The organism is Sphingobium sp. TB-6 (assembly GCF_012927365.1).
GTDB lineage: Bacteria > Pseudomonadota > Alphaproteobacteria > Sphingomonadales > Sphingomonadaceae > Sphingobium.
In genome coordinates this window covers 424643-450915 of the sequence record NZ_JABBGL010000001.1, presented here as the reverse complement: position 1 = coordinate 450915, position 26273 = coordinate 424643, and the positions used below count along the sequence as shown (strand labels likewise).

Annotated in this window: 27 protein-coding genes; 19 read left to right on the top strand and 8 right to left on the bottom strand. The window is 63.2% G+C overall.

The features are described from left to right. Positions 1-13 precede the first annotated feature (13 nt). From HHL26_RS02000 to HHL26_RS01990, 3 genes are read right to left on the bottom strand one after another with little or no spacing between them, the layout of a single operon-like run. Positions 14-1171, bottom strand: a complete 1158-nt coding sequence (locus HHL26_RS02000; RefSeq protein WP_066562990.1) for an acyl-CoA dehydrogenase family protein — start codon at positions 1169-1171, stop codon at positions 14-16. After that, complete coding sequence (locus HHL26_RS01995) at positions 1168-3336, bottom strand: 3-hydroxyacyl-CoA dehydrogenase NAD-binding domain-containing protein (RefSeq protein ID WP_176598278.1); 2169 nt, start codon at positions 3334-3336, stop codon at positions 1168-1170. The genes HHL26_RS02000 and HHL26_RS01995 overlap by 4 nt, the downstream gene beginning before the upstream one ends. Positions 3337-3369: 33 nt before the next feature. After that, complete coding sequence (locus HHL26_RS01990; RefSeq protein WP_066562992.1) at positions 3370-4572, bottom strand: acetyl-CoA C-acetyltransferase; 1203 nt, start codon at positions 4570-4572, stop codon at positions 3370-3372. Between the two features lie 154 nt (positions 4573-4726). Here HHL26_RS01990 and HHL26_RS01985 point away from each other — a divergent pair, with 154 nt between their 5' ends. Both HHL26_RS01985 and HHL26_RS01980 read left to right on the top strand, forming a co-directional pair. Continuing rightward, entirely contained in the window at positions 4727-6397 is a 1671-nt protein-coding gene (locus tag HHL26_RS01985) for a class I adenylate-forming enzyme family protein (protein WP_066562994.1), read from the top strand. Positions 6398-6440: 43 nt separating this feature from the next. Further along, the gene (locus tag HHL26_RS01980; RefSeq protein WP_102999846.1) at positions 6441-7223 is read left to right on the top strand and encodes an SDR family oxidoreductase; all 783 of its coding nucleotides are present in this window, start codon (positions 6441-6443) and stop codon (positions 7221-7223) included. 7 nt (positions 7224-7230) lie between these two features. Here the strand turns inward: HHL26_RS01980 and HHL26_RS01975 are convergent, their stop codons facing one another. Further along, positions 7231-7941, bottom strand: a complete 711-nt coding sequence (locus HHL26_RS01975) for an FCD domain-containing protein (protein WP_102999845.1) — start codon at positions 7939-7941, stop codon at positions 7231-7233. 129 nt (positions 7942-8070) lie between these two features. Here HHL26_RS01975 and HHL26_RS01970 point away from each other — a divergent pair, with 129 nt between their 5' ends. The 11 genes from HHL26_RS01970 (at position 8071) to HHL26_RS01920 (ending at position 16269) form a co-directional block, all read left to right on the top strand. Beyond that, the gene (locus HHL26_RS01970; RefSeq protein WP_066562999.1) at positions 8071-8922 is read left to right on the top strand and encodes a fumarylacetoacetate hydrolase family protein; all 852 of its coding nucleotides are present in this window, start codon (positions 8071-8073) and stop codon (positions 8920-8922) included. A gap of 54 nt (positions 8923-8976) precedes the next feature. Then, positions 8977-9933, top strand: coding sequence for a VOC family protein (locus tag HHL26_RS01965; RefSeq protein WP_066563000.1), 957 nt, complete (start codon positions 8977-8979; stop codon positions 9931-9933). Positions 9934-9938: 5 nt separating this feature from the next. Continuing rightward, positions 9939-10679 (top strand): alpha/beta hydrolase, encoded by a 741-nt coding sequence (locus HHL26_RS01960; RefSeq protein ID WP_102999844.1) that lies wholly within the window; start codon positions 9939-9941, stop codon positions 10677-10679. Continuing rightward, complete coding sequence (locus HHL26_RS01955; RefSeq protein ID WP_066563001.1) at positions 10676-11452, top strand: SDR family oxidoreductase; 777 nt, start codon at positions 10676-10678, stop codon at positions 11450-11452. Before HHL26_RS01960 ends, HHL26_RS01955 begins: the two co-directional genes overlap by 4 nt. Position 11453: 1 nt before the next feature. Then, entirely contained in the window at positions 11454-12008 is a 555-nt protein-coding gene (locus tag HHL26_RS01950; RefSeq protein WP_066563003.1) for an NADPH-dependent FMN reductase, read from the top strand. Positions 12009-12070: 62 nt separating this feature from the next. Next, positions 12071-13234: an acyl-CoA dehydrogenase family protein gene (locus tag HHL26_RS01945; RefSeq protein WP_066563004.1), complete on the top strand. Its 1164-nt coding sequence runs from the start codon at positions 12071-12073 to the stop codon at positions 13232-13234. Positions 13235-13244: 10 nt separating this feature from the next. Further along, positions 13245-13703, top strand: a complete 459-nt coding sequence (locus tag HHL26_RS01940) for a hypothetical protein (RefSeq protein ID WP_102999843.1) — start codon at positions 13245-13247, stop codon at positions 13701-13703. Continuing rightward, positions 13700-14089: a MaoC family dehydratase gene (locus tag HHL26_RS01935; protein ID WP_066563007.1), complete on the top strand. Its 390-nt coding sequence runs from the start codon at positions 13700-13702 to the stop codon at positions 14087-14089. Before HHL26_RS01940 ends, HHL26_RS01935 begins: the two co-directional genes overlap by 4 nt. A gap of 18 nt (positions 14090-14107) precedes the next feature. Further along, positions 14108-14662, top strand: coding sequence for a VOC family protein (locus HHL26_RS01930; RefSeq protein ID WP_226869702.1), 555 nt, complete (start codon positions 14108-14110; stop codon positions 14660-14662). Between the two features lie 15 nt (positions 14663-14677). After that, positions 14678-15517, top strand: coding sequence for an alpha/beta hydrolase (locus HHL26_RS01925; RefSeq protein WP_226869703.1), 840 nt, complete (start codon positions 14678-14680; stop codon positions 15515-15517). Then, a complete protein-coding gene (locus HHL26_RS01920; RefSeq protein WP_066563013.1) occupies positions 15514-16269 on the top strand; it encodes an SDR family oxidoreductase in 756 nt (251 codons plus the stop codon). Before HHL26_RS01925 ends, HHL26_RS01920 begins: the two co-directional genes overlap by 4 nt. Before the next feature lie 22 nt (positions 16270-16291). On the opposite strand, the gene HHL26_RS01915 is transcribed toward HHL26_RS01920, so the two are convergent. Both HHL26_RS01915 and HHL26_RS01910 read right to left on the bottom strand, forming a co-directional pair. Beyond that, complete coding sequence (locus tag HHL26_RS01915) at positions 16292-17350, bottom strand: hypothetical protein (RefSeq protein WP_066563014.1); 1059 nt, start codon at positions 17348-17350, stop codon at positions 16292-16294. Between the two features lie 87 nt (positions 17351-17437). Then, on the bottom strand, positions 17438-17962 hold the full coding sequence (locus tag HHL26_RS01910) for an ester cyclase (protein ID WP_066563017.1): 525 nt from the start codon (positions 17960-17962) through the stop codon (positions 17438-17440). A gap of 155 nt (positions 17963-18117) precedes the next feature. Between HHL26_RS01910 and HHL26_RS01905 the strand changes: the two genes are divergently transcribed. From HHL26_RS01905 to HHL26_RS01885, 5 genes are all read left to right on the top strand, one after another. Then, positions 18118-18573 carry a nuclear transport factor 2 family protein gene (locus tag HHL26_RS01905; RefSeq protein WP_066563020.1) on the top strand — a complete coding sequence of 152 codons (456 nt, stop codon included), beginning with the start codon at positions 18118-18120 and terminating at the stop codon, positions 18571-18573. A gap of 43 nt (positions 18574-18616) precedes the next feature. Next, positions 18617-20956, top strand: a complete 2340-nt coding sequence (locus tag HHL26_RS01900) for a membrane-bound PQQ-dependent dehydrogenase, glucose/quinate/shikimate family (protein WP_066563022.1) — start codon at positions 18617-18619, stop codon at positions 20954-20956. A 128-nt stretch (positions 20957-21084) separates the two neighbouring features. Then, positions 21085-21534 (top strand): nuclear transport factor 2 family protein, encoded by a 450-nt coding sequence (locus HHL26_RS01895; protein WP_226869704.1) that lies wholly within the window; start codon positions 21085-21087, stop codon positions 21532-21534. Then, positions 21527-22528, top strand: a complete 1002-nt coding sequence (locus tag HHL26_RS01890; protein WP_066563024.1) for an NADP-dependent oxidoreductase — start codon at positions 21527-21529, stop codon at positions 22526-22528. The genes HHL26_RS01895 and HHL26_RS01890 overlap by 8 nt, the downstream gene beginning before the upstream one ends. A gap of 22 nt (positions 22529-22550) precedes the next feature. Continuing rightward, positions 22551-23276 carry an SDR family oxidoreductase gene (locus tag HHL26_RS01885; protein WP_066563026.1) on the top strand — a complete coding sequence of 242 codons (726 nt, stop codon included), beginning with the start codon at positions 22551-22553 and terminating at the stop codon, positions 23274-23276. A gap of 30 nt (positions 23277-23306) precedes the next feature. On the opposite strand, the gene HHL26_RS01880 is transcribed toward HHL26_RS01885, so the two are convergent. Further along, positions 23307-24455, bottom strand: coding sequence for an NADH:flavin oxidoreductase (locus HHL26_RS01880; RefSeq protein ID WP_082749139.1), 1149 nt, complete (start codon positions 24453-24455; stop codon positions 23307-23309). Positions 24456-24570: 115 nt separating this feature from the next. Continuing rightward, positions 24571-24777: a ferredoxin gene (locus tag HHL26_RS01875; protein ID WP_066563029.1), complete on the bottom strand. Its 207-nt coding sequence runs from the start codon at positions 24775-24777 to the stop codon at positions 24571-24573. A 99-nt stretch (positions 24778-24876) separates the two neighbouring features. Between HHL26_RS01875 and HHL26_RS01870 the strand changes: the two genes are divergently transcribed. Next, entirely contained in the window at positions 24877-26262 is a 1386-nt protein-coding gene (locus HHL26_RS01870) for an aromatic ring-hydroxylating dioxygenase subunit alpha (RefSeq protein ID WP_066563031.1), read from the top strand. Positions 26263-26273: the final 11 nt, after the last annotated feature.

Below are 26273 nucleotides of genomic sequence, written 5' to 3'. Positions count from 1 at the left end.
CCCGGTTCAGCCGTCAGGACAGCTTGCGCTCGTCAAGCCCCAGCCCACGACCGATGATTTCGCGCATGATTTCCGAAGTGCCGGCAAAAATGCGACTGATGCGTGCGTCGGTATACATGCGGGAAATGCGATATTCCTCCATATAGCCCGCGCCGCCGTGCAGCTGAACACACTCGTCCATCACCCGGCCTTCCAGTTCGCTCGCCAGCAGCTTGGCCGAAGATGCGTCCTCCGCCGTCAGCTCCCCGGCATTGAGCAGCAGCACACACTGGTCGACATAGGTCTGGATCGCGTCCAGTTCGGCCCGCATCGACGCCATCTTGAACCGGTTGTTCTGAAAGGCCCCGATCGGCTTTCCGAACGCCTTGCGCTCCTTCACATAATCCAGCGTGATGTCGAAGGCTGTCTGCGCAGTCGCCATGAATCCGATCGCGGCCACCAGCCGTTCCTGCGCAAGAAAGCGCGCCAGATATTTGAAGCCCTGCGTCGGATCGCCCAGCACATTCTCCTTGGGCACCTTGACGTCGTTGAAGAAAAGCTCCGCGGTGTCCTGCGCCTTCATGCCCATCTTGGCGAGCTTGCGGCCGCGCTCGAACCCTTCCATGCCGCGCTCGACGACGAAGAGGCCGAGGCCGTGACGGCTGTTCGGGTCGGTCCGCGCGGCAACGATCACCAGATCGCTGAGGATGCCGTTGGAGATATAGGTCTTCGCGCCATTGAGCAGCCAATGATCGCCCTTGTCGATTGCGTTGCTGCGCATGCCCGCAAGGTCGCTGCCGGTCGACGGTTCGGTCATCGCGACGGCGAGGATCTTCTCGCCGCTGACGATGCCGGGCATCCAGCGGTCCTTCTGCTCCTCGGTTCCCAGCTTGGCGATATAGGGCGCGACCAGATCATTATGGAGATTGATGTAGAAGCCTATGTCGCCATGGCGCATATTCTCCTCGATGATGATCTGTTCGAAGCGGAAATCGTCGATACCCGCCCCCCCATATTTCTCATCCGCCCAGGTGCACAGCAGCCCCTGCTCGCCGGCCTTCAGGAACAGCTCCCGATCGACCATGCCCTGTTCACGGAAGCGTTCGGCATGGGCGCCGACTTCGGCGCTCATGAACTTGACGACGCTGTCACGGAATTGCTCATGTTCCGGCTCGAAAATCAGGCGTCTCATGCCGGGATCGGCTCCTTGGCCGTCGCGCCCTTGGCGGACGCATAAAAGGGTTCGGCTTTCGCCGCCTTGTCGCGCAGCCATGCCGACGGCAGGAAGCGCGGGCCATAGAGCTGGGCGAGACGGTCGGATTCCTTGACGAAGGCTTCGATCCCCACCGTATCGATGTAACTGATCGTGCCGCCGGTCCAGCTCGGGAAACCCCAACCATAAATGGCGCCCAGGTCGGCATCCTGCGGCGTCTCCAGCACATTTTCCTCAAGACAGCGCGCCGTTTCCATTGCCTGGGCGTAGAGGTAGCGCGTCTTGAGCTCCTCGACATCCCAGCCGTCCTTGACCGGGAAATGTTCGGCCAGCCCCTTCCAGAGATGCTTCTTGCCGCCCTCGGGATAGTCGTAAAAGGCGCCGCCGGTCTTGCGCCCCGACCGACCGATCTCGTCCTTCATCCGGCGCATCACGGGGACGCCCGCCGGCGGCGTATATTTCTCACCTTCCTCGGCGATCGCCTGATCCACGATCTTGAGCGGCAGATCGAGGGTAAGTTCGTCCAGCAGCGCCAGCGGGCCGACCGGCATTCCGACCGCCTTGGCGGCATTTTCGATCACCGCCGGCGGCACGCCTTCCGCCAGCATGGCTGCGCCTTCGTGGATCAGCATCTGGAAGACGCGGCTCGTGTAGAAGCCACGGCTGTCATTGACGACGATCGGCGTCTTGCGCAGCTGCGCGATGAAGTCGAGCCCCTTGGCCAGCGTTTCCTTGCTGGTCTGCTTGCCCATGATGACTTCGACCAGACCCATGCGGTCGACCGGCGAGAAGAAGTGCAGACCGATGAACTGGTCGGGGCTCCGCGACGCCTGGGCGAGCTGCGAGATCGGCAGGGTCGAGGTGTTGGACGCGAAAATGGCCTGCGTCGGCAGCACCGCTTCAGCCTTCTTCGTGGTTTCGGCCTTGATCGCCGTATCCTCGAACACGGCTTCGACCACCATGTCGCAGCCATCGAGCAGCGCGAAATCGTCGGTCGGGGTGATGCGGGCGAGAACGGCGTCCGCCTTGTCCTGCGTCAGCTTGCCCTTTTCGACCAGCTTGCCCAGCACCTTGGCCGAATAGTCCTTGCCCTTCTGCGCCGTCGGGACGTCGCGGTCGATCAGCACGACCTCGATGCCCGCATTGGCCGACACGAACGCTATGCCTGCCCCCATCATGCCCGCGCCCAGCACGCCAATCTTCCTGGCTTCGAACTTGGGGAAGCCTTCAGGGCGACGCGCGCCCTTTTCGGCCGCCTGCTTCGAAATGAAAGTGGTGCGGATGATGTTGCGTGCGACCGGATCGGTCAGCAGCTTGGCGAAATATTTGCCCTCGACCGCGAGCGCCTTGTCGAAGGGCAGTTGCATTCCGTGGAACACCGAGTTCAGGATCGCGGCCGGCGCGGGTTGGTTATAACCCACCTTGGCGAGACCGCCGGTATACATCATGTATGCGCCGGAATCCTCGGGCACGGTCAGGCCCTTTTTCTGCGGCGGCGTCCACCCCTTGACGTCCCAGGGCTTGACCGGATCCGGGCCGGTGGCGAGCCAGCTCTTGGCCGTGTCGATCAGCCTGTCGGCGGGGACAATCTCATCCACGATCTTGAGCTTGAGCGCTTCCTGCGGACCGACCGAGCGCCCCGACAGCAGCAGGTCGAGCGCGGTCTTCATGCCCGCGATGATGCCGAGCCGCACCGTACCGCCCGATCCGGGCAGCAGGCCGACATTGACTTCGGGCAGGCCGACCTGCGCCTTGGCATCATCCACCAGGATGCGGCGGTGGCAAGCCAACGCCAGCTCGAACCCACCGCCCAGCGCCAGGCCGTTGATCGCCGCCACCCAGGGCTTGCCTGATTGCTCGATGGCGCGGTGCATGTCGGTCGCGCGCTTTGAAAAGGCATAGGCTTCCTGCGGCGTCAGCGTGCCGAACCCGTTCACCAGTTGCTTGAGGTCCGCACCGGCCATGAACGTCTTCTTGCCGGACGTCAGGATGACGCCCTTGATGCTGTCGTCCTCGGCAATCTGCTTGGTCGCCGCTTCCATGTCGGCGATGAAAGCATCGTTGACGACGTTCATCGAGCCTTCGGCGTCGAGGGTCAGGATCGCAAAGCCGTCCTCGGCCTTTTCCAGTCGCATAGTCTTCATGGGATGTCCCGCTCTATAGTTTGGTGTGCGCGCTCAGACGCGCTCGATGATGGCAGCCGTGCCGAGGCCGTTGGCCGCGCACAGGGTGATGAGGCCGGTTTCCGCGTTCCGCCGCTCCAGCTCGTCCAGCACGGTGCCCAGAATCATGGCGCCGGTCGCGCCCAGCGGATGGCCCATCGCGATTGCACCGCCATTGACGTTGATCTTGTCGTCGGGGACGTTCAGTTCCCGCTGGAAGCGCATGACGACACTGGCGAAGGCTTCATTCAGCTCCCACAGGTCGATGTCCTTCTCGGTCATGCCGGCCGCCTTGAGCGCCTTGCGCGACACCGCCCCCGGCGCCGTCAGCATGATCGTCGGCTCCGACCCGATATTGGCGTAGGAACGGATGCGACCACGCGGCTTGAGCCCAGCCTTTTCCCCAAATTCCTTCGACCCGACGAGAACCAGGCCCGCGCCGTCGACGATGCCCGAGCTGTTGCCGCCATGGTGGACATAGTTCAGATCTTCGATTTCGGGATATTTGGCCTTCGCCACCGCCTCGAACCCGGCCTTGCCGAACCCTTCGAAGGCGGGCTTGAGCTTGGCAAGGCTTTCCACCGTGGTGCCGGGGCGCATATGCTCGTCATGGTCGAGCACGACTTCGCCCAGCACATCCTTGACCGGCACGATCGAGTTTTTGAAAAAGCCGTTTTCCCACGCATGGGCGGCCTTGCGCTGGCTCTCGACGGCGAAATTGTCGACATCCTCGCGCGTGTAGCCATCGAGCGTCGCGATCAGGTCCGCGCCGATGCCCTGGGGCGCATAATAATTGCTGAAGGCAACCGACGGATCGGACGTCCACGCTCCCGAGTCATAGCCCATGACAGTGCGGCTCATCGACTCGACGCCGCCGCCGATACCCGCCTGGATCATGCCGGAATGCACCTGCGCCGCGATCAGGCTGACCGCATCGAGACCGGTTGCACAGAAGCGATGGATCTGCTGCCCCGCGACGGTCTGGGCATAGCCTGCCTGCAACACCGCCGCGCGGGCCAGCACCCCGCCCTGCTCGCCGACCGGCTGGGCCATGCCGATGATCACATCGTCGAGCAGCCCGGTGTCGAGATCGTTGCGGCTCTGAAGCGCCTTCAACAGCTGCGTCGCCATTTCGACCGAGGTGATCTCATGCAGCGCGCCATCAGGGCGGCCCTTGCCGCGGGGCGTCCGTACATGATCGTAGACATAGGCTTCCATCGTGAATTCCCGACCAGTGATGCAAAAATCTCTGCACCTGCTCTTGGAGCCGGAAGACAAAGCTGCACCTATCCAACGAAAGGCGCAGACAGGAGCGATGGCTGCAATCTGATCGTCATCGACAGCTGACCGGCATTTTTAGGAGCGGACATCCGTGGTCACACAAGGCGAAGATTGCGCCCCATTCCGTATCTCTGCAACCACCCTGGGCGATCTGCTTCTCAAAGGATGGGACAAGGCGCCCGACAAGGAAGCATTGGTTTTTCCGGGGGAACGCAAGACATATGACGATGTCGTACAAAGCGTCCTAAGACGCGCGCGCGGGCTGAAGGCGCTCGGCATCCAGCGCGGCGACCATGTCGGCATCCTGCTGCCGTCGAGCATCGAATTTGTCGAAACGCTGTTCGCCAATGCGATGTGCGGCGCCGTCTCCGTGCTGATGAACGCGCGCTACAAGGCGCCCGAAATGGCCTATGTCGCGGAAAATGCCGATCTGGCCGCGATCATCACCAATGACATGGTCAGCGAGCATATCGATTTCGGCCACCGGCTGGTGGAGGCCTTCCCCGACCTGCCCGATGCCACCGACCCTGCCGCCCTGACGCTCGCCGGCGCGCCTCTGCTCAGGCGGATCGTCATGCTGGGCGGGCGTTCGGTCCCCGGCTTCATCGATCAGGCAACCTTCGACGCGGCGGTGCAACAGGTGGACGAGGCCGATATCCACGCCTCCCGCCTGACCGTCAGAGTCCGCGATACCGCGATGATCCTTTATACGTCGGGCACCTCGGCCAATCCCAAGGGGTGCCTGCTCAGCCACGAGGCCGTCACCCGGGAGGCATCGAATCTCGCCCGCTATCGCTGGTCCTTCCAGCCCGACGAGCGCGCCTGGTCGCCGCTGCCGCTGTTCCATATCGCCGCGATGCTGTGCATGCTCGGCGCGATCGACGTGGGGGGCACGTTCATCGGCCAGCCGCATTTCGATGCCGGAGAGAGTCTCAGGCAGATCGAGGAAGAAGGCGTGACGATGATGTTCCTGCCCTTCGTCACCTTCCATCAGGCCATGATCACCCATCCCGATTGGACCAGGACCGACATGTCGTCGGTGCGCCTGCAAAACAGCTGCTTCGCCTTCATGCCGGATCGCGTGGGTCAGGCCTATCGGGAGAAGGCGCCCAACATGCTTCAGGTCGGGACCATGGGCATGACCGAGGCGGCCGGCATCGTCACCACCGGCGGCTATACGATGGACCCGGAAATGGGCTTCAGGAAGCTCGGCTTCCCCCTGGCCGGTATAGAGATGAAGATCGTCGATCCCGAGACCGGCGAGGAAAAGGGCGTGGACGAGCGCGGCGAAATTCTCATTCGCGGCTACAATCTGTTCGACGGCTATTACAAGGATCCTGAAAAGACGGCGCAGGCGCTGGACGCCGACGGCTGGTATCACAGCGCCGACATCGGCTCGATCGACGAACATGGCCATGTCATGTTCCACGGCCGGTTCAAGGATATGTTGAAAGTGGGCGGGGAAAATGTTGCCGCGGCCGAAGTCGAGGCGGTGCTGGCGACCCATCCGGCGGTCCGTCTGGCGCAGGTGGTCGGGCTGCCGGACGAGCGGCTGGCGGAAATCCCCGCCGCCTATGTCGAACGCGAAGGCGATGTCGAAGTCGAGGCGGAGGAACTCATCACCTATACCCGCCAGCGCCTCGCTTCCTTCAAGGTCCCGCGCCATATACGTTTCATCGACGAATGGCCGATGTCGGCATCGAAGATCCAAAAGTTCAAACTGCGCGGTGCGTTGATGGACGAACTGGGCCTGAAGGACTGAAACACTGCGCATCGACGCCATGGATCTATGTAGGGAGAGTGACATGCGGGTGATCATTACGGGTGCTGCAAGCGGCATCGGCAGGGCCTGCGCCGAACTGCTGGCGGCCGGGTCCGTGATACCGGGCGAACATCAGATGCTGCTCGCGGATCGCGATGCGGCCAATCTGCAGGTCGTGGCCGATGCGGTCGGCCCCGCCGCTGCGACCTGCGTGGTCGATCTCGCCGAACCGGATTGCGGCGACAGGATCGTGGCTGCCGCGCTCACCCATATGGACGGGATCGACGCCGTCATCAGCAATGCTGGCGTCATCATGGGCGGCGCACTGGCCGAACTGCCGATCAGCGATTTCGACCGCATCTTCGCCATCAACACCCGCTCGTCCTGGCTGCTGGGAAAGGCTGCCCATCCGCATCTCAAAGAAAGCAGGGGCGCCTTCGTCGCGACTGCATCCATGTCGGCCACCCAGCCCACGCCCGCGCTCGGCTTCTATTCCTCCAGCAAAGCCGCGCTGCTGATGATGATCCGTCAGCTCAGCATCGAATGGGGTCCGGACGGCATCCGGTGCAATACGGTGTCGCCCGGCCCCACTTACACGCCGATGACCGCTGCGGGATATAAGGACCAGTCGCGGCGCGACCAGCGGGAAGCCAATATCCCCCTGCGCAAATTAGGCGTGGCCGAGGATGTCGCTCAGGCGATCCTGTTTCTGATCGGCCCTCATGCTGGCCATATCAGCGGCGTCGACCTGCTGGTCGATGGCGGCATGAGCAATATGCTGATGCCTGCCAGCGGCGGTGGGACCGGTCAGAACAGGCAGAGCTGAAATGGGATCAAAGGGCCTGATCCGCGACGACAGCCAGTTCGGCATGGGTTCCGCTCTGGCCATTTTGCGGGTCGATAAGCATCCGCGCGGTAGCCATCAGATGGTCCGTCAGCAGCGCCACGGCGCGGTCGGCGTCCCGCGCAAGCGCCGCGTCGACGATCTGCGCATGTTCGTGAACCAGGTCCCGGTCACGATGGGCCAGAGGCACGGTGAGATAGCGGTAACGTTCCGACTGGGCATAGAGCCAGTCGCGCATTTTGAGCAGCCATGGACTGTCGCACGCAGCGACCAGGGCGTGGTGAAAGGCCGCATGCGCGTCGGCATAATCTTCGTTCAGACGGGCCGCCTCCTGCGGGTCGCGCGTCGGGGTCTTGCTCAGCCTATGGGCCGCGCTGACGATGGAAGTTTCCCAGTCCAGGCCACCTTTCTCGATGGCGCGCCTGAGGCATTGTCCCTCAATGTCGCTGCGGACCCTGACCAGATCGGTCAGATCGCTGATCGATATCGGCGTCACCCGGAATCCCCGGGCATCGTCCTGCGTCACAAAGCCTTCGGACGTCAGCCGGGACAGGGCTTCACGAACAGCCCCAAGGCTGAAGCCCTGGGTTTCGGTGATATCCTTGATGTTGATCTTCGCGCCGGGCACCAGCCGGCAGGTCAGAAGATCGTCGCGCAACTGCCGGTAGGCGCGTTCGGTCAGGCTCAGCTTCTTCGTCATCGAATGAACTATATCAGCTTCGCTACCTGTGGCAATTCGATTGAATGTATTTTGTAACTTGAAATATATTTCACCATGACCCATGCCATCGGCTCAGCGGTTTGAAAAAGATTCTCAGGAGGTTTGAATATGCGGTTGGCCAAGGTGACAAGGAATGGCGCGGTGGGTCTGGCAGTGGACACGGGCGCGGGCGTCAAGGCGCTGTTCGGTGACGCTGCGCTCTATGATCTGGACGCGCTGATCGCCAGCGGCGGCAGTGCCCTGACGGACGCTGGCGCCAAAGTCAGCGGCGAGGGCGAAGATGTGAAGGTGGAAGACCTCATCTTCCTACCGCCGCTGGTCAAGGCGCCGAAAATTCTCTGCCTGGGTCTCAATTACAAGGATCACGCGGCCGAAGGCGGCTTTGACGTGCCGGAATTTCCGACCGTGTTTGGCCGATTCAATTCGAGCCTCATCGGACATGGCGCGCCGATCATCAAGCCGGCCTGCTCCGATCAGCTCGATTATGAAGCGGAAATGGTCGCGGTCGTCGGCAAGGGCGGGAAGAATATCAGCAAGGACGACGCGCTGTCGCATATCGTCGCCTATTCGGTGTTCAACGACGGTTCTGTCCGCGACTATCAGCTCAAGACGCCGCAGTGGACGGTCGGCAAGAATTTCGACGATACCGGCGCCTTCGGCCCCTGGCTGGTCACGGCCGATGAACTGCCGGCGGGCGGCGCCGGTCTCAAGATCGAAACCCGCCTGAACGGTCAGGTGGTGCAGAGCGCGAACACCTCCGACATGGTGTTCGACGTGGTCGACACGGTCGCCCTGCTCTCCACCTGCTTCACGCTGGAGGCGGGCGACGTTCTGGTGATGGGAACGCCGTCGGGCATCGGTCTTGCCCGCAATCCTCCGCTGTTCATGAAGGATGGCGATGTGTGCGAAGTGGAAATCGAGAAGATCGGCCTGCTTGTGAACCCCATCAAAGCAGCCTGAACGAAAGGCCGGGTGCCGTCCCATGTCGGCGCCCGGCCAGCCAAGGAGGGAAGGATGAACCAGAAAAGCCCGTCGGGACGCCGCGCCAATGTTTTGGGCGTCCATTCCATCGATCATTTCGCGGTCGAAGTGCCCGATCTGGAGGCAGCGCGGACATTCTACACGCTCTTCGGGCTTGAAGTCCGGGACAGAAATGGCACGCTGGAATTATATGCAGCCGGCAATCCGCATCGTTGGGGCGTGCTGAGCCAGAGCGGCGACACCAAGCGCCTGCGCTATCTGAGCTTCGGCATCTATCCCGATGAGATGGAAGCGTTCGCCGCCCATCTCGACAGTTGCGGCGTCACCCGCATCGACGCGCCCAAAGGCGCCGAAACCGGCGGCATCTGGTTCGCGGGCTTTGATGGCCTGCCCACCAATGTCCGCGCCGCCGACAAGGCGACGCCATCGGAAAAAAGCCATTTCACCTTCACCAGCGCGGCGCCCGGCCAATCCGGCGCCATTCCCAACAGCAAGGCGCCGAAGGTCCACCCCCGCCGCCTTTCGCATTTCGCGATCTTCACGACCGACGTGAATGCCGCGATCGATTTCTATGAAAAAACGCTGGGCCTGCGCCTGTCGGACAAGAGCGAACCGGCCGTCGCCTTCCTGCATGGCGTCCATGGCAGCGACCATCACCTGCTTGCCCTCGTCCTTTCCGATCGGCGGGGCATGCATCACAATAGCTGGGACGTCGGGTCTGTGATGGAAGTGGGGTTGGGCGGCGCGACCATGGCGCGGGCGGGCTATGGTCCCAATTGGGGCGTCGGCCAGCATGTGCTGGGCGCCAATTATTTCTATTATGTGCGCGATCCGTGGGGCAGTTTCAGCGAATATTCGGCCGATATCGATTTCATCCCGCATGATGTCGACTGGCCGGCCGCCAATCATGCGCCGGAGGATAGCATGTTCCTGTGGGGGCCGGACCCATTCCCCGAATTCATCCAGAACACAGAACCGGCGGAGGCCTGATCGTCATGACCACATTCCTACTTCTCCATGGCGGCGGCATGGGCGGCTGGACATGGAAATATGTCCGCGAACTGCTGGAGGCCAGGGGACACAAGGTCTACACCCCGACATTCACCGGCTTTGGCGAGCGCGAACATCTGATCGGCCGCGATGTCGGCAATGCGACCCATGTGCGCGACATCGTCAATGTCTTCAAATATGAGGATCTGCGCGACGTTGTGCTGGTGGCGCACAGCTATGCCGGAACCGTCGCGCCCGGCGTCATTGCCGAGGTGGGCGACCGCATCGCCAGGATCATCTATCTCGACGCCATCGTGCCCCGGTCGGGGGAACGGATCGCGTCCCTCATGGGCTATGTTCCCGAAGATCAGCTCGCCGCGCTGGATGCGATGCTCGAAGCGGGCGAAGGCCCGATCGGTTCGGGCGTGCATGACATGCAGCGCGCGGCCGCCAAGGACCATCCGCATCTCATGGACCCGGCGCGGGAGAAATGGCTGCTCGACAATCTGTCGGACCAGCCGATGAAGGCAACCGCCTGTGTCATCCCCGTGGGTGCCGAGACGATCACCCAGCCCGTCGACTATATCGCGGCGGCCGTCACGGTGATGACCGCCATGCACGACCGGGCGCGCGAACTGGGCTGGACCATCCATGACCATCCAGGCGATCACGCCCTGCTGGTGGGCGATCCGGAGGGTACGACCGACCTCATTCTGAAGATTGCCGCCGCGGGAGCAAAAGCATGAATGCGGCCGAACTGTTCTCGGTAAAGGACCGCGTCGCCATCGTCACGGGCGGGTCGACCGGCATCGGCCGCCATATCGCAACCGGCTTTGCCGCTGCGGGCGCCAAGGTCTATATCTGCGCCCGGACGGAGGCCAAGGTGATGGCGGCCGCGGCGGAGATTGCGGCCACGACGGGCGGCCACTGCACCGGCCTCGTCGCCGACCTGTCGACGCTCGTCGGGATAGAGGCTCTGGTCGCGGCGGTGTCCGCGCGGGAGCAGGCCGTACACGCCCTCGTGAACAATGCAGGGACCATGGCGGACGCGCCCATCGACGAATATGGCGAGGGCGAATGGGACCCGGTCATCGACCTGAACCTGAAGGCACCCTTCTTCACCCTCCAGAAATTCCTGCCCCTGCTCCGCGCGGGCGGCACGGCGGACCGCCCCGCATCGATCATCAACATCGGGTCGGTCGGCGCGCTCAAGGTGGGGCCCAAGGAAAATTACGCCTATCAGGCCTCGAAAAGTGCCATCCACTGGATGGCCAAGAGCCTCGCCAAGCGGCTTGGCCGCGACAATATCACCGCCAATGTGATCGCGCCCGGATTCTTCGAATCCGAGATGACGGTCATCACCTCCGACGAGATGCGCAGGATGGTGGAATCGATGGTCCCCCGCGGCCGCGTCGGCACGCCGGAGGATCTGGCGGGGGCAGCCATCTATCTCGCCTCGCGCGCGGGCGCCTATGTCACCGGATCGGTCATTCCGGTCGAGGGAGGATTGTCGATCTGATATGACCCAGCTTCATGTCGTCGCCATTGGCGGCACCATGCGCGCCTATTCCTCCACCGAGCGGGCGCTTCGCAAGGCGCTTGCCATCGCAGAGGAACGCGGCGCGCGCACGACGCTGCTGGCCGGGGAGGATATCGACTTCCCGTCTTACGCGCCTGAAAATCCGGACCGTTCGGATGCGGCGCGACGCTATGTCGACGTCCTGCGGTCGGCGGATGCCGTCATCATCGGCTCACCGGGTTATCATGGCGCGATCTCCGGCTTCGTGAAGAATGCGCTCGATTATGTCGAGGATATGAGCCGCGACGAGCGCTGCTATTTCGACGGCCTTCCCGTAGGCTGCGTGGCAACGGCGGCCGGCTGGCAGGCAGCGGTCGCCACGCTCCAGCAACTGCGGGTGATCACCCACGCGCTTAGGGGCTGGCCGACGCCGCTGGGCATCGCCATCAATACCATCGGCGGTGAAGGCGACCCGATCGAAAACGCGCCTATCCCCGATCAGTTGGGGATGATGGTGGGCCAGCTGTTCAGTTTCTGCCGACGGCCCGCCCTATAGTTGGATAGGTTCGCAACGCGTCCGACAGGCGCTTAGTCGTAGGGCCACTAACGGGAACGACGATGGATTTTTCACTCACCGAGGAACAGCAGGCGTTCAGGGACATTGTCCGCCGCTGGGTCGATGCGGAAGCGCCCAAGGACTGGATGCGCGCGCTGGAAGCCGACGAAGAAAATTATCCCTACGCGCTGTGGGACAAGATCGCCGAGCAGGGATTTTTCGGGATAGGCATTCCGGAGGAATATGACGGGCTGGGCGGCGACGTCATGATGCAGATGATCTTCGCCCGCGAATTTGCGCGAACGGCCGGTGGCCTGCTGTGGGTCTGGGGCCTCACCTCCTTCGGCGGCGCGAAGACGATCGGCGCGGTCGGCACGGAGGAGCAGAAAAATCGCTGGCTGCGTCCCATGGCACAGGGCAAGCTGCGCGTCTCGCTGTCGATGACCGAGCCCGATGGCGGCACCGATGTTCTGGGCGCGATGAAAACCCATGCCGAAAAGGTCGAGGGCGGCTGGAAGCTGAACGGCGCCAAGATGTGGACGACCGGCGCCAAGGCCGCCGACAGGCTGCTCGTCCTCGCCCGCACCGACAAAAATGTCGAGAAGAAGCATCATGGCCTTACCATGTTCTTCGTCGACGCCAAATCGCCCGGCATCACCGCCTCGCTCCTGCCCAAGCTCGGCATGCGCGCCATGGGCTCGTGCGAGGTCCATTATGAGGATGTCTTCGTCCCCGACGAGGACGTGCTGGGTGAACCCGGGCAGGCCTGGTACGCGATGCTGCCCACGCTCAACAATGAGCGGATCATGGTCGGCGCGCAGTGTCTGGGCGCGATCGACGGGGTACTGGAAGACGCGCTGGAATATATGCTGCAACGCAAGGCGTTCGGCGGCATTATCGGCCGCTTCCAGATTTTGCAGCATTATGTCGCGGACATCGCGACCTGGCAGAAGCTCACCGAATTGCTGCTCTACAATGTCGCCTGGATGCAGAGCAACGGCATGCCATGCGGAACCGAGGCGAACATGCTCAAGATGGTCGCCACGGAAAATGCCGTGAAGGCTGCGGACCTCGGCATCCAGATATTGGGCGGCATGGGTTATTCGGCGGAAACCGACATGCAGCGTTACTGGCGCGATCACCGCATCCTGCGGATGACCCCGATCAGCAACGAAATGGTGCGCAACACGATTGCCGAAAGCCTCGGCCTGCCGCGTTCTTTCTAAGGGACCCGCCATGAGCGATCTTGACGATCTTCCACCCGCACCCGACGCCGCCGGCACATCGCTGGACGGCACCAGGGTCTTTACCATCACGGCTGAGGAAAATGCCGCCCTGTGCCGCTCGACCGGGATCGAGCCGGCCGGGGACGGAAGCGCGCATCCGATCTATTATTATATCGCCACCCAGGTCGCGATGGGCAAGACGGTGGCCGGCGTGTGCGAAGCGTGCGAATTCGATGTCGAGGATGGCCCGATGATGGGCAGCAGCGGCGTGCGGTTCTATGCGCCGCTGAAGGTCGGCGAAAGCTACAGAGTGACGGGAGAGATTCTCAGCCTCGTCCGTAAGCGCAGCCGCAAGCTCGGCGTCATGGATGTGATGACCTATCGCCTGCGCCTGCACCTGCTCGATGGAACGCAGGTGCTGGAAACCGATAATGTGTGGGTTCTGCCCCGCAAGGAGTTCGCCGCATGAGCTACGCCATCGGAGATGCGCTGCCGCCCTTCACGATCGAGAGCGTCAGCCCGCAAGCCATGAAGCAGTGGGCCGTGTTTCTCGCCGATCCCAACCCCATCCATCTCGATGTCGAGGTGGTGAAGGCGAAGGGGCTGGGTGACCGGGTCATCAACCAGGGTCCGATCAACGTCGCCTATATGATGAACATGCTGATGCGCGCCTTCCCCGGCGGACGGATCAAGGCGATGGATTCGCGCTTTCTGGACAATGTCTATGGCGGCGACCGGGCGGTGGTGACGGGCAGGGTCGCGGCGATCGAAGGCAATGTCGTCACCTGCGAATTCTCGCTGGATGTGGATGGCCGGGGCACGGTCAATTCCGGCACGGCCACGGTGGAATTATAAGAGATGAGGAGAAAGTAAATGCCTAGCGGACCTTTTGCCCATGTATGCATGGTCGTCAGCAATCTGGAAAAGGCGATCGAAGACTGGACCAAAATCCTGCGCGTGCTCGATCCGGCATCGCTGGAAGAACGTCTTGTCAAATATGATGAATTTTCCAGCGGTGCCGATGCGGGCATGAAGTGGGCGACGTTCGTCAACAATGGCGGCACGGAAATCCAGTTCATTCAGCCGGCCCCCGGCACGCCCATGGGCGATCGCCTCGAAAAGGTCGGCGAGCATGTCCATCATCTTTGCTATGCCACCGACGACGTGCCGGGCGCGATGGAGAAATTGCGCGCCGAAGGGCTGCACCTGCCCGGCGGCGGTCAGACCTTCAACGATCCGGACATGACATGGCAGAAGTGGAGCTGGGTCGGCCATAAGAGTACCCATGGCTGCCTGATCGAGGTCGCCTCGCCCTATGAGAGCCGCAACGACGGCAAGTGGCACCACGCGCCGGGCAAATTCGCCTATAAGGGCCCCGGCGAACACCCGTCTTTCGCGGAAATGGTGCCGCCGGTGGCCGCCGGGTAAATGCATGGCTCCGGCATGACGCCCCCCACACAGATAAGCCTGCCGGGTGACGGGCTGGAGATGGTCGCGGACGCCTATGGCGACCCGGCCGCTCCGCCTGTCTGCTTCTTCCATGGCGGCGGCCAAAGCCGTCGTTCCTGGGCGGGTTCGGCCCGGCGAGTGGCGCAAGCCGGCTATTATGGCCTGACCTTCGATCTGCGGGGCCATGGCGACAGTGGCTGGGCCAGCGACGGCGACTATCTGCTGGAAGCTTATGGCCGCGATGTCGAAGCCATCATCCATGCCCTCGGCAGGCCGATCGCCCTGGTGGGGGCTTCGCGCGGCGGGCAATCGGCGCTGGTGGGCGGGTCGCGCCACGCCGATCTGGTGCGCCTCATCATGCTGGCCGACGTCGCGCCCTATATGGTCGATACGGGGGTGGAGGACATTCGCGGCTTCTTCCGCGCCAGCGATTCCGGTTTCGCGTCGCTGGAGGAAGCGGCCGATGCGCTGCACGCCCATCTTGGCCAGCCCCGCCTGCCAGACGTTTCCGGCCTCGCCAAATCGATGCGCGAGGAAGATGGACGCCTGTTCTGGCACTGGGACCCGCGCACGACGGCGCCGGAATTTCTTCATCCCCCCTCGGAAGGGGAAGCGCTCATTGCCGCGGCCCGGCGCGTAAAATCACCGCTTGTCCTTGTGAAGGCGGAACTGAGCGAGATCGTTTCGGACGAGAGCGTCAGGCAGTTTCGGGCACTGGCCCCGCAACTGGAGATCGAGATCGCCCATGGTGTCGGCCACATGTTCACCGGCGACCGCAATGATGCCTTTGCCGATCGCCTGCTCCACCATCTGGCTCATCATTTGCCGTTATGATGAAGGGCGCGGCCTTCGTCGTCGGTGGCACCGGCGGCCTTGGCAGCGCGATCTGCCGACGGCTGTCGACCGAATGGGATCATCTAACCATCGGCTACCGGTCCAGCCGTGAAAAGGCGCTGGCGGTCGCGGCGTCTCTGCCCAATAGTTCTTGTGAGACGCTGTCCGTTACCTGCGATCTTTCCGATCGCGCCTCGATAGAGACCGGCATTCGCGAGACGGTCGAGCAATTCGGCGCCATCGGCACGATGGTCTTCGCCAGCGGGGTCGAAATAGCCCAGCCCTTCGTCAGCCAGATCAGCGAAGACCAATGGCGCGAAGTCATCGAGATCGAACTGGTCGGCTTCACCCGCATCGTATCCGCCACGCTTCCTCATTTCCGCGCTCAAGGCTTCGGCAATTTCGTTACCGTCGTTTCGGTCGCGAACTACTGCTTCCCACCCGGCGACGCCCTCTCCTCCGTACCCAAGGCGGGGATGGAAGCCCTGGGCCGCGCGATCGCCAAGGAGGAAGGCCGCTACGGCATCAGGGCGAATATGGTCGCTCCGGGAATCATCGATGCCGGCTTGGGCGCCGACTTCCTGAGATCGCTTTATTCGCCTGAAATCTGGGAAGCACAGCGCAAACGCATTGCCCTGCAACGCTTCGGCAGCGGCGAGGATATCGCCGAAGCCGTGGCCTTTCTGGCCTCGGAAAGGGCGCAATATATGACCGGCCAGACCTTGATCGTCGATGGGGGCTTCAGCCTCTAAAAGTCGGCGGTAAGGGTTCCGCTCAGCCCAGCAGGCGCTGCGCCGCCACGCCATCGCCCCAATTATGGATGCGCTCCCAGAAGCGGACGCGGGTGGGCGCGAAATTGTGCATATGCGCCATGCGGGGACACACGAAGAGTTGAATGTCTTCCGCGCTCTTATAGGCTCTGGGTTCGGCTAAAGGGTCTGGCACGACATCGCGTTCGCCCATGGCGATCAGCACAGGCACGCGTATGGCGGCCGCTTCCAGCGCCACCGCGCCCGGCGCGACCATATATACACCGCATGGGGGCGTGGTCGCCGAACGCCATTCGGGCAGCGGATCGACCAGCCCTGCGGACGCCATCATGTCGAGCGTGACGATGTCCGCAGGTTCATCATCATGGTGAAAAGACCATTGAAAGGGATGCTCACCTGCCCGTGCCGCCGCCTGAAGCGCCTCGGCGTCGCCCAGCGTCACGCCCGGCGCTTGCGCCAGCGCGGCCGCGTTCAGGACATGCGGCGCGTCGAGCGATGAGCGGCGCGAAATCCAGGGCCATGCGGCCGGAGGCTGTCCCGGCCGGGTCGGCACGACGGTATGGATGCCGCTATAGCCCAGCACGCCGATGCCGTGAAATGTGTCGTGATTGCCCTGCGCCACGATGGTGAAGCATCCGCCCATCGATTGGCCTATGCCAAGGCATGTGGCATCGACGACCGGGGGCAGCCCATCGACGAGGGTGCCCGCTTCCAGCCGTCTCATGACCTGCCGCACCATGGCGTCGTTGGCCGCCGAGACATTATCGAGATTGAGGGCATTGCCTTCGGCGATGGTCGACTCGCCAAATCCCAGATGGTCGCAGGTGACGAAAATCCATCCGCGGTCGCAATGGAAACCCGCCTGTCCGCCGCCGGACCCATCCGGCATGTCGAAACTGAAATAGCGTCGGCAATAGCCCCCGCCGGGGAAGGCGAAGCAAACGGTCATGCGGTTGGTCAGTGTCGCAAGGTCCGGCAGATGGACCGTGACCGCCATGTGCGCCGCCATGCCGAGGTCCACTGCATCGCTGACATCGATCCTGAGGTCGACAGACCGCTTCATGCCCTTATCTTCCCTTTCCGGCCGAATTCCAGACCAGCCCCCTTCATCGATCCGGCGCGCCCTCGCCGCGCCGGATCGGCCTGTTGGTCACTTATAGGGATCGACGGGCTGGGGAACGTCGATGACTTCCAGATCCTTCAGCATCGTCAGCACGTCGGAGATCGAATAGATGTGATCGATCTTGTCGCCGCGGAATCGCAGCCACGAGAACCACAGCACGTTCAACTCGTTCCCGGTCGGCTGGACACCCATATAGGGACCGCCGGTATGCTTGCCATGATGGTGACACAGGACGCAGATCTCGTCCTCGCCGCGGCCCCAGGCCTTCAGCGTGCGATAGATGCTGGGCGGAAAAGTCGTGTAGAGGCCCTGCGGCGAGGTCTTCCAGACATGATAGGTTCCCAGGTCAGGCCGGTTGGGATTGTCATAGGTCATGCTGTCGGTGTTGAAAAACTGGTCCATGCCGTCCCAGTCGCCGCGGTTGATGACCTCGTGCAGGTCCATCCAGTGATTGACCATGTACGCCTGCCGCTCGGTCAGCCCGGCGGTGATTTCTGCCCGCTTCTCCTTCGACAGGACGAAATCGGCTTCCGTGAACGGGGCGAGGCCCATAATAGTCTCCTTGATTAAAAAACGGTCCACGGGATCGATCCCGGGAGTGACGTTTCATTCCCCTTAGCCGCCGCGCTCGGCACCTACCCAATGGAAGGCGGCGCGCCTTCCGCACTGTGTCAGCAGCCATTCTATAGAATGAAGGAGGAGAGGCCATGACACTGACCCTGCAGGAAATGTCGGACAGGTTCGAGATTCAGGATCTGATCGTGGGCTATTGCTACGCGGTGGATACACGCGACTGGGACGCACTGGACCGCTATTTCACCGAAGACGCCGTGATCGACTATTCGGAAATGGTGGGCGTCGTCGGGGGCCTTGCGGAGATAAAGTCCTTCCTGGCGGAAAGTCTGACGCTGATCCTCGCCTTTCAGCATGCCGTGTCCACCACCCAATATCAGATCGCGGGCGACCGGGCGAAGACCAAAACCGCCTGCTATAATCCGATGACGGTCAGCAACGGCGAAACGGCCGATACGCTGGTCTTCGGCCTCTGGTACCATCATGATTTCGTCCGCACCGGGCAAGGCTGGAAGATCAGCCGACTCTATGAGCAGAAGTGCTACCGGATCAATGTACCGGACTGGCTTGCGGCACAATTGCCTGCCTGATTCTCCCCTCACAGCTTTTGCCGGATTCCAAGGGGGGAGCCTGATGCGCCGCTTTCTGAACATGATTTTCATCCTGTCGATGCTTCTTGCCGGCCTGTCGCTGCTGTGGCTGGGGGGACGGCTCGCCCTGCTCGGCGGGTCAAGCTGGTATTGTGTGTCCGGCCTCATGATGGTGAGTGCGGCCTGTCTCGGCTGGCGCCGTTCGCCCCTCTCGGTCACCCTCTATTGGGCCTTTCTCGCGGCCAATCTCTGCTGGTCGCTTTGGGAGGTCGGACTGGACGGCTGGGCTCTTGCGCCCCGGCTGGCCATGCCGGTCGCCATGGGCCTCTACATGTTCACCCCCTATTACCGGCGGCATGTCGGCCTTGACCGCCCCCTGCCCGGCGCACGCATGCTGTGGCCCGGTCTTCTGCTGCTCCTCGTCGGCGCGATCGGCGCCGCCTTCTGGGCGGATCGTTCGCCGCCGGCGGGCAGCGCTCTGTGGGGCGCGGGACCGGCCCGCGCCGCCGATGGCGACTGGGTGGCCTATGGCAACGACCGGGGCGGATCGCGCTATTCGCCGCTGGCGCAGATCACGCCCGCCAATGTCGGCCATCTGGAAAGGGCATGGACGTACCACACCGGCAAACTCACCGATGGCAAGCAAGGCACGGCCTTTCAGGTCAATCCGCTCAAGGTGGGCAATCGCCTGTTCCTGTGTGCGGGCAATAATGATGTGATCGCGCTCGATCCGGAAACGGGGCGACAATTATGGCGGCACCGGCCCAAGACCGATCTCGCGGGTGTCTATGGCCTCGTCTGCCGCGGCGTCACCTATTATCGCATCCCGCAGGCCCATGGCTATTGCGCCGAGCGCATCTACACCGCGACGCTCGACGCCCGGCTGATCGCGCTCGATGCGGTGACCGGCGGACTTTGCCCCGGATTCGGACAGGGCGGTCAGGTGGATCTGAAGGCGGGACTGGGAACGGTCGACAAGGGCTATTATTTCGTCACCTCGCCCCCCGCCCTCGTGCGCGGCCGCCTCGTTCTGGGCGGCTGGGTGATGGATGGTCAGAAAATCAGGGAGCCTTCCGGCGTCATCCGGGCGTTCGATGCCGTCACGGGCGCTTTTTCCTGGGCCTTCGACATCGGTCGCCCCGACGATCACGGGCTGCCGCCGCGCGGCGGCGTCTTTACGCCGGGCACGCCCAATAGCTGGGCGCCCATGAGCTCGGACGAAGCGCTGGGCCTCGTCTATGTGCCGACAGGGAATGCAACGCCCGATTATTTCGGCGGGCATCGCACCGTCAATGATGACCTCTATTCCAGTGCCGTGCTGGCGCTGGACGCGGAGAGCGGGGCGGTGCGCTGGTCCTTCCAGACGACCCATCATGACCTGTGGGACTATGATGTGCCCGCCCAGCCCACGCTGGTCGATCTTCCCGGCGGCGTGCGCGGCCTGCTCCAGCCGACCAAGCGCGGGGAGATATTCTTCCTCGACCGGGCGACCGGCAAGCCGCTGTTGCCGGTCGAGGAACGCCCAGTCCCGCAGGGCGCCGTTCCCGGCGAACGCCTGTCGAAGACCCAGCCCTATTCGGTCGGCATGCCCAGTTTCGGCGGGCCGCGTCCGGCGGAAAAGAGCATGTGGGGTCTGACGCCGATCGATCAGGCGATGTGCCGCATCCGCTTCCGCCAGGCCCGCTTCGACGGGGACATGACCCCGCTGTCGACTGAGCATCCCACCCTCACCTGGCCCGGCTATCTCGGCGGGATCGACTGGGGTGGGGTATCGGTCGATCCCCGGCGCGGGTTGATGATCGTGAACAACAACCAGGTCGGCAATTACAATCGCCTGATCCCCAGAGCCGTCGCGGACCGACAGGGCATCAGGCCGATGAACGCCGCCCATATGAGCGATGTCGGTGGGCCGGTCGCCCAGATGGGCGTGGCCTATGCCGCCCATATCGCGCCCTTCCTCTCCCCGCTCGCCATTCCGTGCCAGCAGCCCCCCTATGGCCGCATCAACGCGGTGGACCTCAAGACCGGAAAACTGGTCTGGAGCAGGATATTCGGCACCTCGCGCGACAGCGGCCCGCTGGCCCTGCCAACGTTCGTGCCGATTCCCATGGGCGTGCCCAATATCGGCGGGTCGGTGGCTACCGCGAGCGGCGTCACCTTCATCGGCGCGACGCAGGAGCATATGTTCCGCGCCTATGAGACGACGACCGGCCGGCTGCTCTGGAAGGCGCGACTGCCCGCCGGCGGCAATGCCTCTCCCACCACCTACTGGTCGAACGCGAGCGGACGCCAGTTCGTGGTGATCGCGGCGGGCGGACATGGCGCAATGCTGTCAGGTGCGGGCGACGCGTTGATCGCCTACGCACTGCCCAACCGGAAATAGAGGCGGCCGCCCGTTGGTGGCTGGGCCTGCCGAGGCTATAAATCGCCGGAAGATGACAGTCGATCCTATCCTTTGGCGGGCAAGTTTAGCCGGCGCCTCTTTATGTTTTCAGCCGAAACTAGGGGAGGATGAACATGCCCGCACATGGCAGTCTGGTGAGACGCTTGCCCGTCGGCGCCGATGATGAACGTGCGATCGAACATGTGTTGCTGCGCTACGCCACCGGCATCGACACGCGTGACTGGCCGCTGTTCCGGACCTGCTTCGCGCAGGATTGCGAGGCCGATTACGGCAGTTTCGGGCATTGGCGCGGCCCGCGCGAAATCGCCGAATATATGGCCGACGCCCACCGCCATATGGGGCCGACGCTGCACCGGATCACCAATATCGTGATAGAGAAGCGCAACGATGAGGTGCACGCGCGCAGCTATGTCGATGCGCTCCTGCCGGAGGCGACCCAAGGCGGCGTGACCCATCGCGCGGCGGGCTATTATGAGGATTGCCTGGTCCGCACCTCGGACGGATGGAAGATTTCCCGCCGGAAATTCACCATGGTCAAAGCGGGGCTGGATGGCTGATCTCAACCGCCAGGTCCTGTTGACCTCCCGCCCGTCGGGAATCGCGCAGGCGGAAAATTTCGCGATCCGGCAGGCGCCGGTCGAACCGCCTGCGCCGGGTCAGATTCTGGTGCGCAATCACTATCTTTCGATCGAACCGGCGATGCGCGGCTGGATCGCCGATGCGGGCAACTATGCCGCGCCCGTCGCCATCGGTTCGGTCATGCGCAGCCTTGCCGTGGGCGAGGTCGTGGCCTCCGCGCATCCCGACTATGCGGTGGGAGAGCATGTGTCCGGCTGGTTCGGCTGGCAGGACTATGCCTGCCTCGCAGCCGATCAGGTCGTCCAGCGCACCACCGCGCCGGAGATGCGGGCATCGCTCGGCATTCTGGGCATCAACGGCATGACGGCCTATCTGGCCCTTACCCTGATCGGCCAGCCGCGCGCGGGTGAGACCATCGCGGTATCCACGGCGGCCGGCGCGGTCGGTTCGGCCGTCGGCCAGATCGCCCGCATCCTTGGCTGCCGCACGATCGGCATCGCGGGCGGGCCGGTCAAGGCGCGACGCTGCGTGGATGAGTATGGCTATGACTGCGCCATCGATTATCGCGCCGGGAACATAAGCGCGGCGATCGCCGAGCATGCGCCCAAGGGTATCGACATTTATTTCGACAATGTCGCCGGGGCGATCAGCGACTCGGTTCTGCCGCATCTGGCACAGCGCGGGCGCGTCATTGTGTGCGGAACGGCATCGATCGACCGCTGGGAGCCATGGCCCACCGGGCCGCGCGTCGAACGCCATCTTCTGGTCAAACGCGCCCGTATGGAAGGCTTCGTCATCTTCGACCATGCCGATCGCTATGCCGAAGCGACAGCGCAATTGCGGACATGGATCGCGCAGGGCCGGCTCACATGGCGCGAGGATATATTGGACGGCATAGAATCCTGCCCCGACGCGCTCGCTGGTCTCTATCGCGGCGAAAATGACGGCAAGAGGCTGATCCGTCTTATCTGATCTGAAAAGAGGAAGTCACGTCATGGATCATCTGGAAGGGCAGATTGCCATCGTCACCGGCGCATCGTCGGGCATCGGCGCGGCCAGCGCCCGCACGCTTGCGGCAGCGGGCGCGACCCTGGTGCTGGTCGCCCGCCGCGCCGACCGCCTCACCGAACTGGCAGAGGAACTGGGCCGCGGCAGCACGGCCTTTGCCGCCGACATGGCGGACCCGGACGCGCCGCAAAGGCTGCACGATTTCGTCCTCGACCGCTTCGATCGGGCCGACATATTGGTCAACAATGCCGCCATGTTGCACGCCGCGCCGATCGACGCGTTCGACCTCGATCAGTTGCGCCCGATGATCGCGATCAACTATGAAGCGGTGGTGCGCGCCAGCACCCTTTTCGCGCGGACGATGAAGGCGGCCGGCAGGGGCCAGATCATCAACATATCCAGCATCGGCGCGAACATCACCGCCCCCGGTGTGGGTGTCTATGGCGGCCTCAAGCGCGCGCTGGAGGCGTTTACCGACTGCCTGCGGGTCGAACTCGCCGGGTCGGGCGTCAAGGTCGGCATTGTCGCGCCCGGCACGACCAGCACCGAGATTTTCGAGGATATGAAGGCCAGGGGGCAACCGTCCTGGGACAGCTTCATCCCGCCGATGCTGCCCAGCGACATCGCCGACGCCGTCGCGGTCATCGCGCAGCAGTCCGAACGCACCAACATCGCCCGCATCCAGGTCTATGCCGCAGCGGACAGCCATTGACGCCCCGGCCGGAGCCGGAGTGTCCGGCGATCAGTCCAGCGTGGCGTAGGCGTCCAGCCGGAACGGATTGACGTCGCCGCCATTGCGCATCTTGGCCACCCATTGGGCATCCATCAGCAGCGCGCGGCCGACCGCGATCAGGTCGAATTCGCCGCGCACCATCCTGTCGGCCACCAGCGCCAGATTGTCGGTCATGACGGTCGGCTGCGCGAAGGAGGATTGCAAATCCTTGCTAAGGCCCACCCCGCCGACCGCGATGGTCGGTTTACCGGTCAGTTTCCTGACCCAACCCGCCAGCCCCATGTCGGAGCCTTCGAAGGCCGGTGCCGTGAAGATGCGCGTGCTCGCGTCGAATATGTCGACCCCCGCCTCGACCAGGGGAGCCAGCATCGCTTCCAGCTCGCCGGGCGTTTCTGCATTGCGTGCCTCATAATCCTGAAGCTTCCACTGGGAGAAGCGGAAAATGACCGGAAAATCGGGCGCGGTCGCGGCCCGGATCGCCCGCACCAGCTCGACCGCGAAGCGCGCGCGCTCGGCAATCCCGCCGCCCCAGCGATCTTCCCGCATATTGGTATGACGCCACAGGAAACTGTCGATCAGATAGCCATGCGCCCCATGCAGGGCCACGCCGTCGAAACCCACCGCCTTCGCATTGGCCGCGCTGCGGGCGAAGGCGGCGATCAGGTCGCCGATTTCGCTGTCGGTCAGCGGCGCGGTGGGTGCCCGCACCTGTTCCAGATAATCGGGCGGCACGATCGCTTTGTCGGTCGGGCCCCAGATGCCGGACGGACGGGCTGATGGCGCATCGGGATGATAGCCCGTGCCCGGCACGCGAATGACGCCCTGATGCCATAGCTGGGGGATGATGAGGCCGCCAGCGTCATGCACGCCGGCCACGATGTCGCGCCAGCGCGCCAGCGCTTCCTCGCCATGCAGGACGGGCGAAGCGCCGCCGCCCATGGTTTCGCGTCCCACTGCGGCGGGATGGTCGACCCCCACCCCTTCGGTGATGATCAGCCCCACATCGGCTTCGGCCCGCCGCCGATAATAGCCGGCCACCCCTTCCGAGGGGATGCCGCCCGGCGAGAAATTCCGCGTCATCGGCGCCATCACGAACCGATTGCGCAGGTGGAGCGAGCCGATCGTGAACGGTGTATATAAAATCTCGGCCTGCCCCATCAACGCGATCCTCTCATCTGCCTGTCAAACGACCGTGCCGCAGGGAACGAGCGCCAAAAACCTATCGAGCGACAGGATATCCGCCCCCCCGGACCCGCGCATGGTCACGCCGACTTCAGACTTCTTCGATGGCAAGGGCGGACTGCGGACAGGCTTCGGCCCCTTCCCGGGCCAGTTCCTCCAGTCCTTCGGGGACGATCTCGTCGTCCACATACACGATACCATTGGCATCGAGCTTGTAAATTTGGGGGCATATCTCGGCGCAAACGCCATAGCCACAACAGGCCGCCTTATCGATCACAACTTTCAGTTTCTGGCTCATCCAGCCTCTCCTTCCTCTTTAAGCGACATTACACCTTGAACAGATTTAGTTCAATATGTATAACACGACTCAATCAAGGAAATCCTCCAGGAGAGCAAGATGCTGCACAATGCCGGGCTGACGCTGAGCGACGGAACGACGCTTGACGACCTCATCGACCGCGACATGAACGAAGTGTCGTTGCGGGTGATGAACGACAAGGAACTCTATGAGCTGGAGATGGAGCGCATCTTCGCGCGCACCTGGCTGCTCCTTGGCCATGAGTCGGAAATTCCCAAGGCGGGCGACTATGTCATGCGCGACATGGCGGAAGATAATGTGATCGTCTCGCGCGACCGCAGCGGCGAAATCCACGTCATGCTGAACGTCTGCCCCCATCGCGGCATGAAGGTCTGCACGGCGGAAGCGGGTAATGCCCACGCCCATCGCTGCATCTATCATGGCTGGGCCTTCCGCGCGGACGGCAGCTTCATCGGCGCGCCGATCGAAAAGGAGCAGATGCACGGCAACAAGCGTTCGAAGGACGAGCTGGGCCTCAAAAAGGCCCGCGTCCATCTCTATGGCGGCCTGATCTTCGCCACCTGGAACAAAGATCTGTCGTTCGAGGATTATCTGGGCGACGCCAAATTCTACCTCGATCAGCTTTTCTGCCGCACCGACAATGGCCTTGAGATGCTTGGCCCCCCCCAGCGCTTCGTGCTGCCGTGCAACTGGAAGATCCCCGGCGAACAATCCGGCTCGGACGGCTTCCACACCCTGACGCTGCACCGTTCGCTGATGGAAGGCGGGATCATGGGCGGCACCGCGGAGTCGATCTACGACACCGCGCCGGGCATGTATGGCGTCGACCTTTCTGTGCCGCAGGGCCACACGCTGCGTTGCCTGGAAGCGGCGCAGACCTTCAAGATGTTCGCAGACGTCAGCTTCGAGGGAAAAACCACGGAAGAACGGCTGCATCTGCTGCCGCCGCCCGGCATCACCAAGGAATTGATCCCTCAGCTGTTCGAGAATCTGTCGGAAGATCAGGTCAAGCAGCTGGCGAACATCCCGCCCCAGGTCGGCGGCATGTTCCCCAACATACTGATCGCCTTCATCTTCGCGCCCCGCACGGATGGCGGCGCTTCGGGCGCCCTGTCGCTGCACACCTATGTCCCCAAGGGGCCGGACAAGGTGGAGTTCGTGAACTTCATCTTCGCGGAAAAGGACGCGCCGGAAGATGTGAAGCGCGACATGCTCCAGAACGCCATCTGGTCGACCGGCACGTCGGGTACGATCGAGCAGGACGACGCCGACACCTGGCCGCAGATCATGCGCAATTCGCGTGGCCATATGAGCAAGACCATCACGCTCAAATATCAGGCGCTGCACGGCCATGAGCGTCCCGAAGGCTGGGTCGGCGGCGGCGATCTCTATCCCGGCTTCACCAAGGACGACACGCAATGGGCCTGGTGGATGGCCTATTATAATCTGATGGCCGAAGCCTGAGCCGCGGCGAC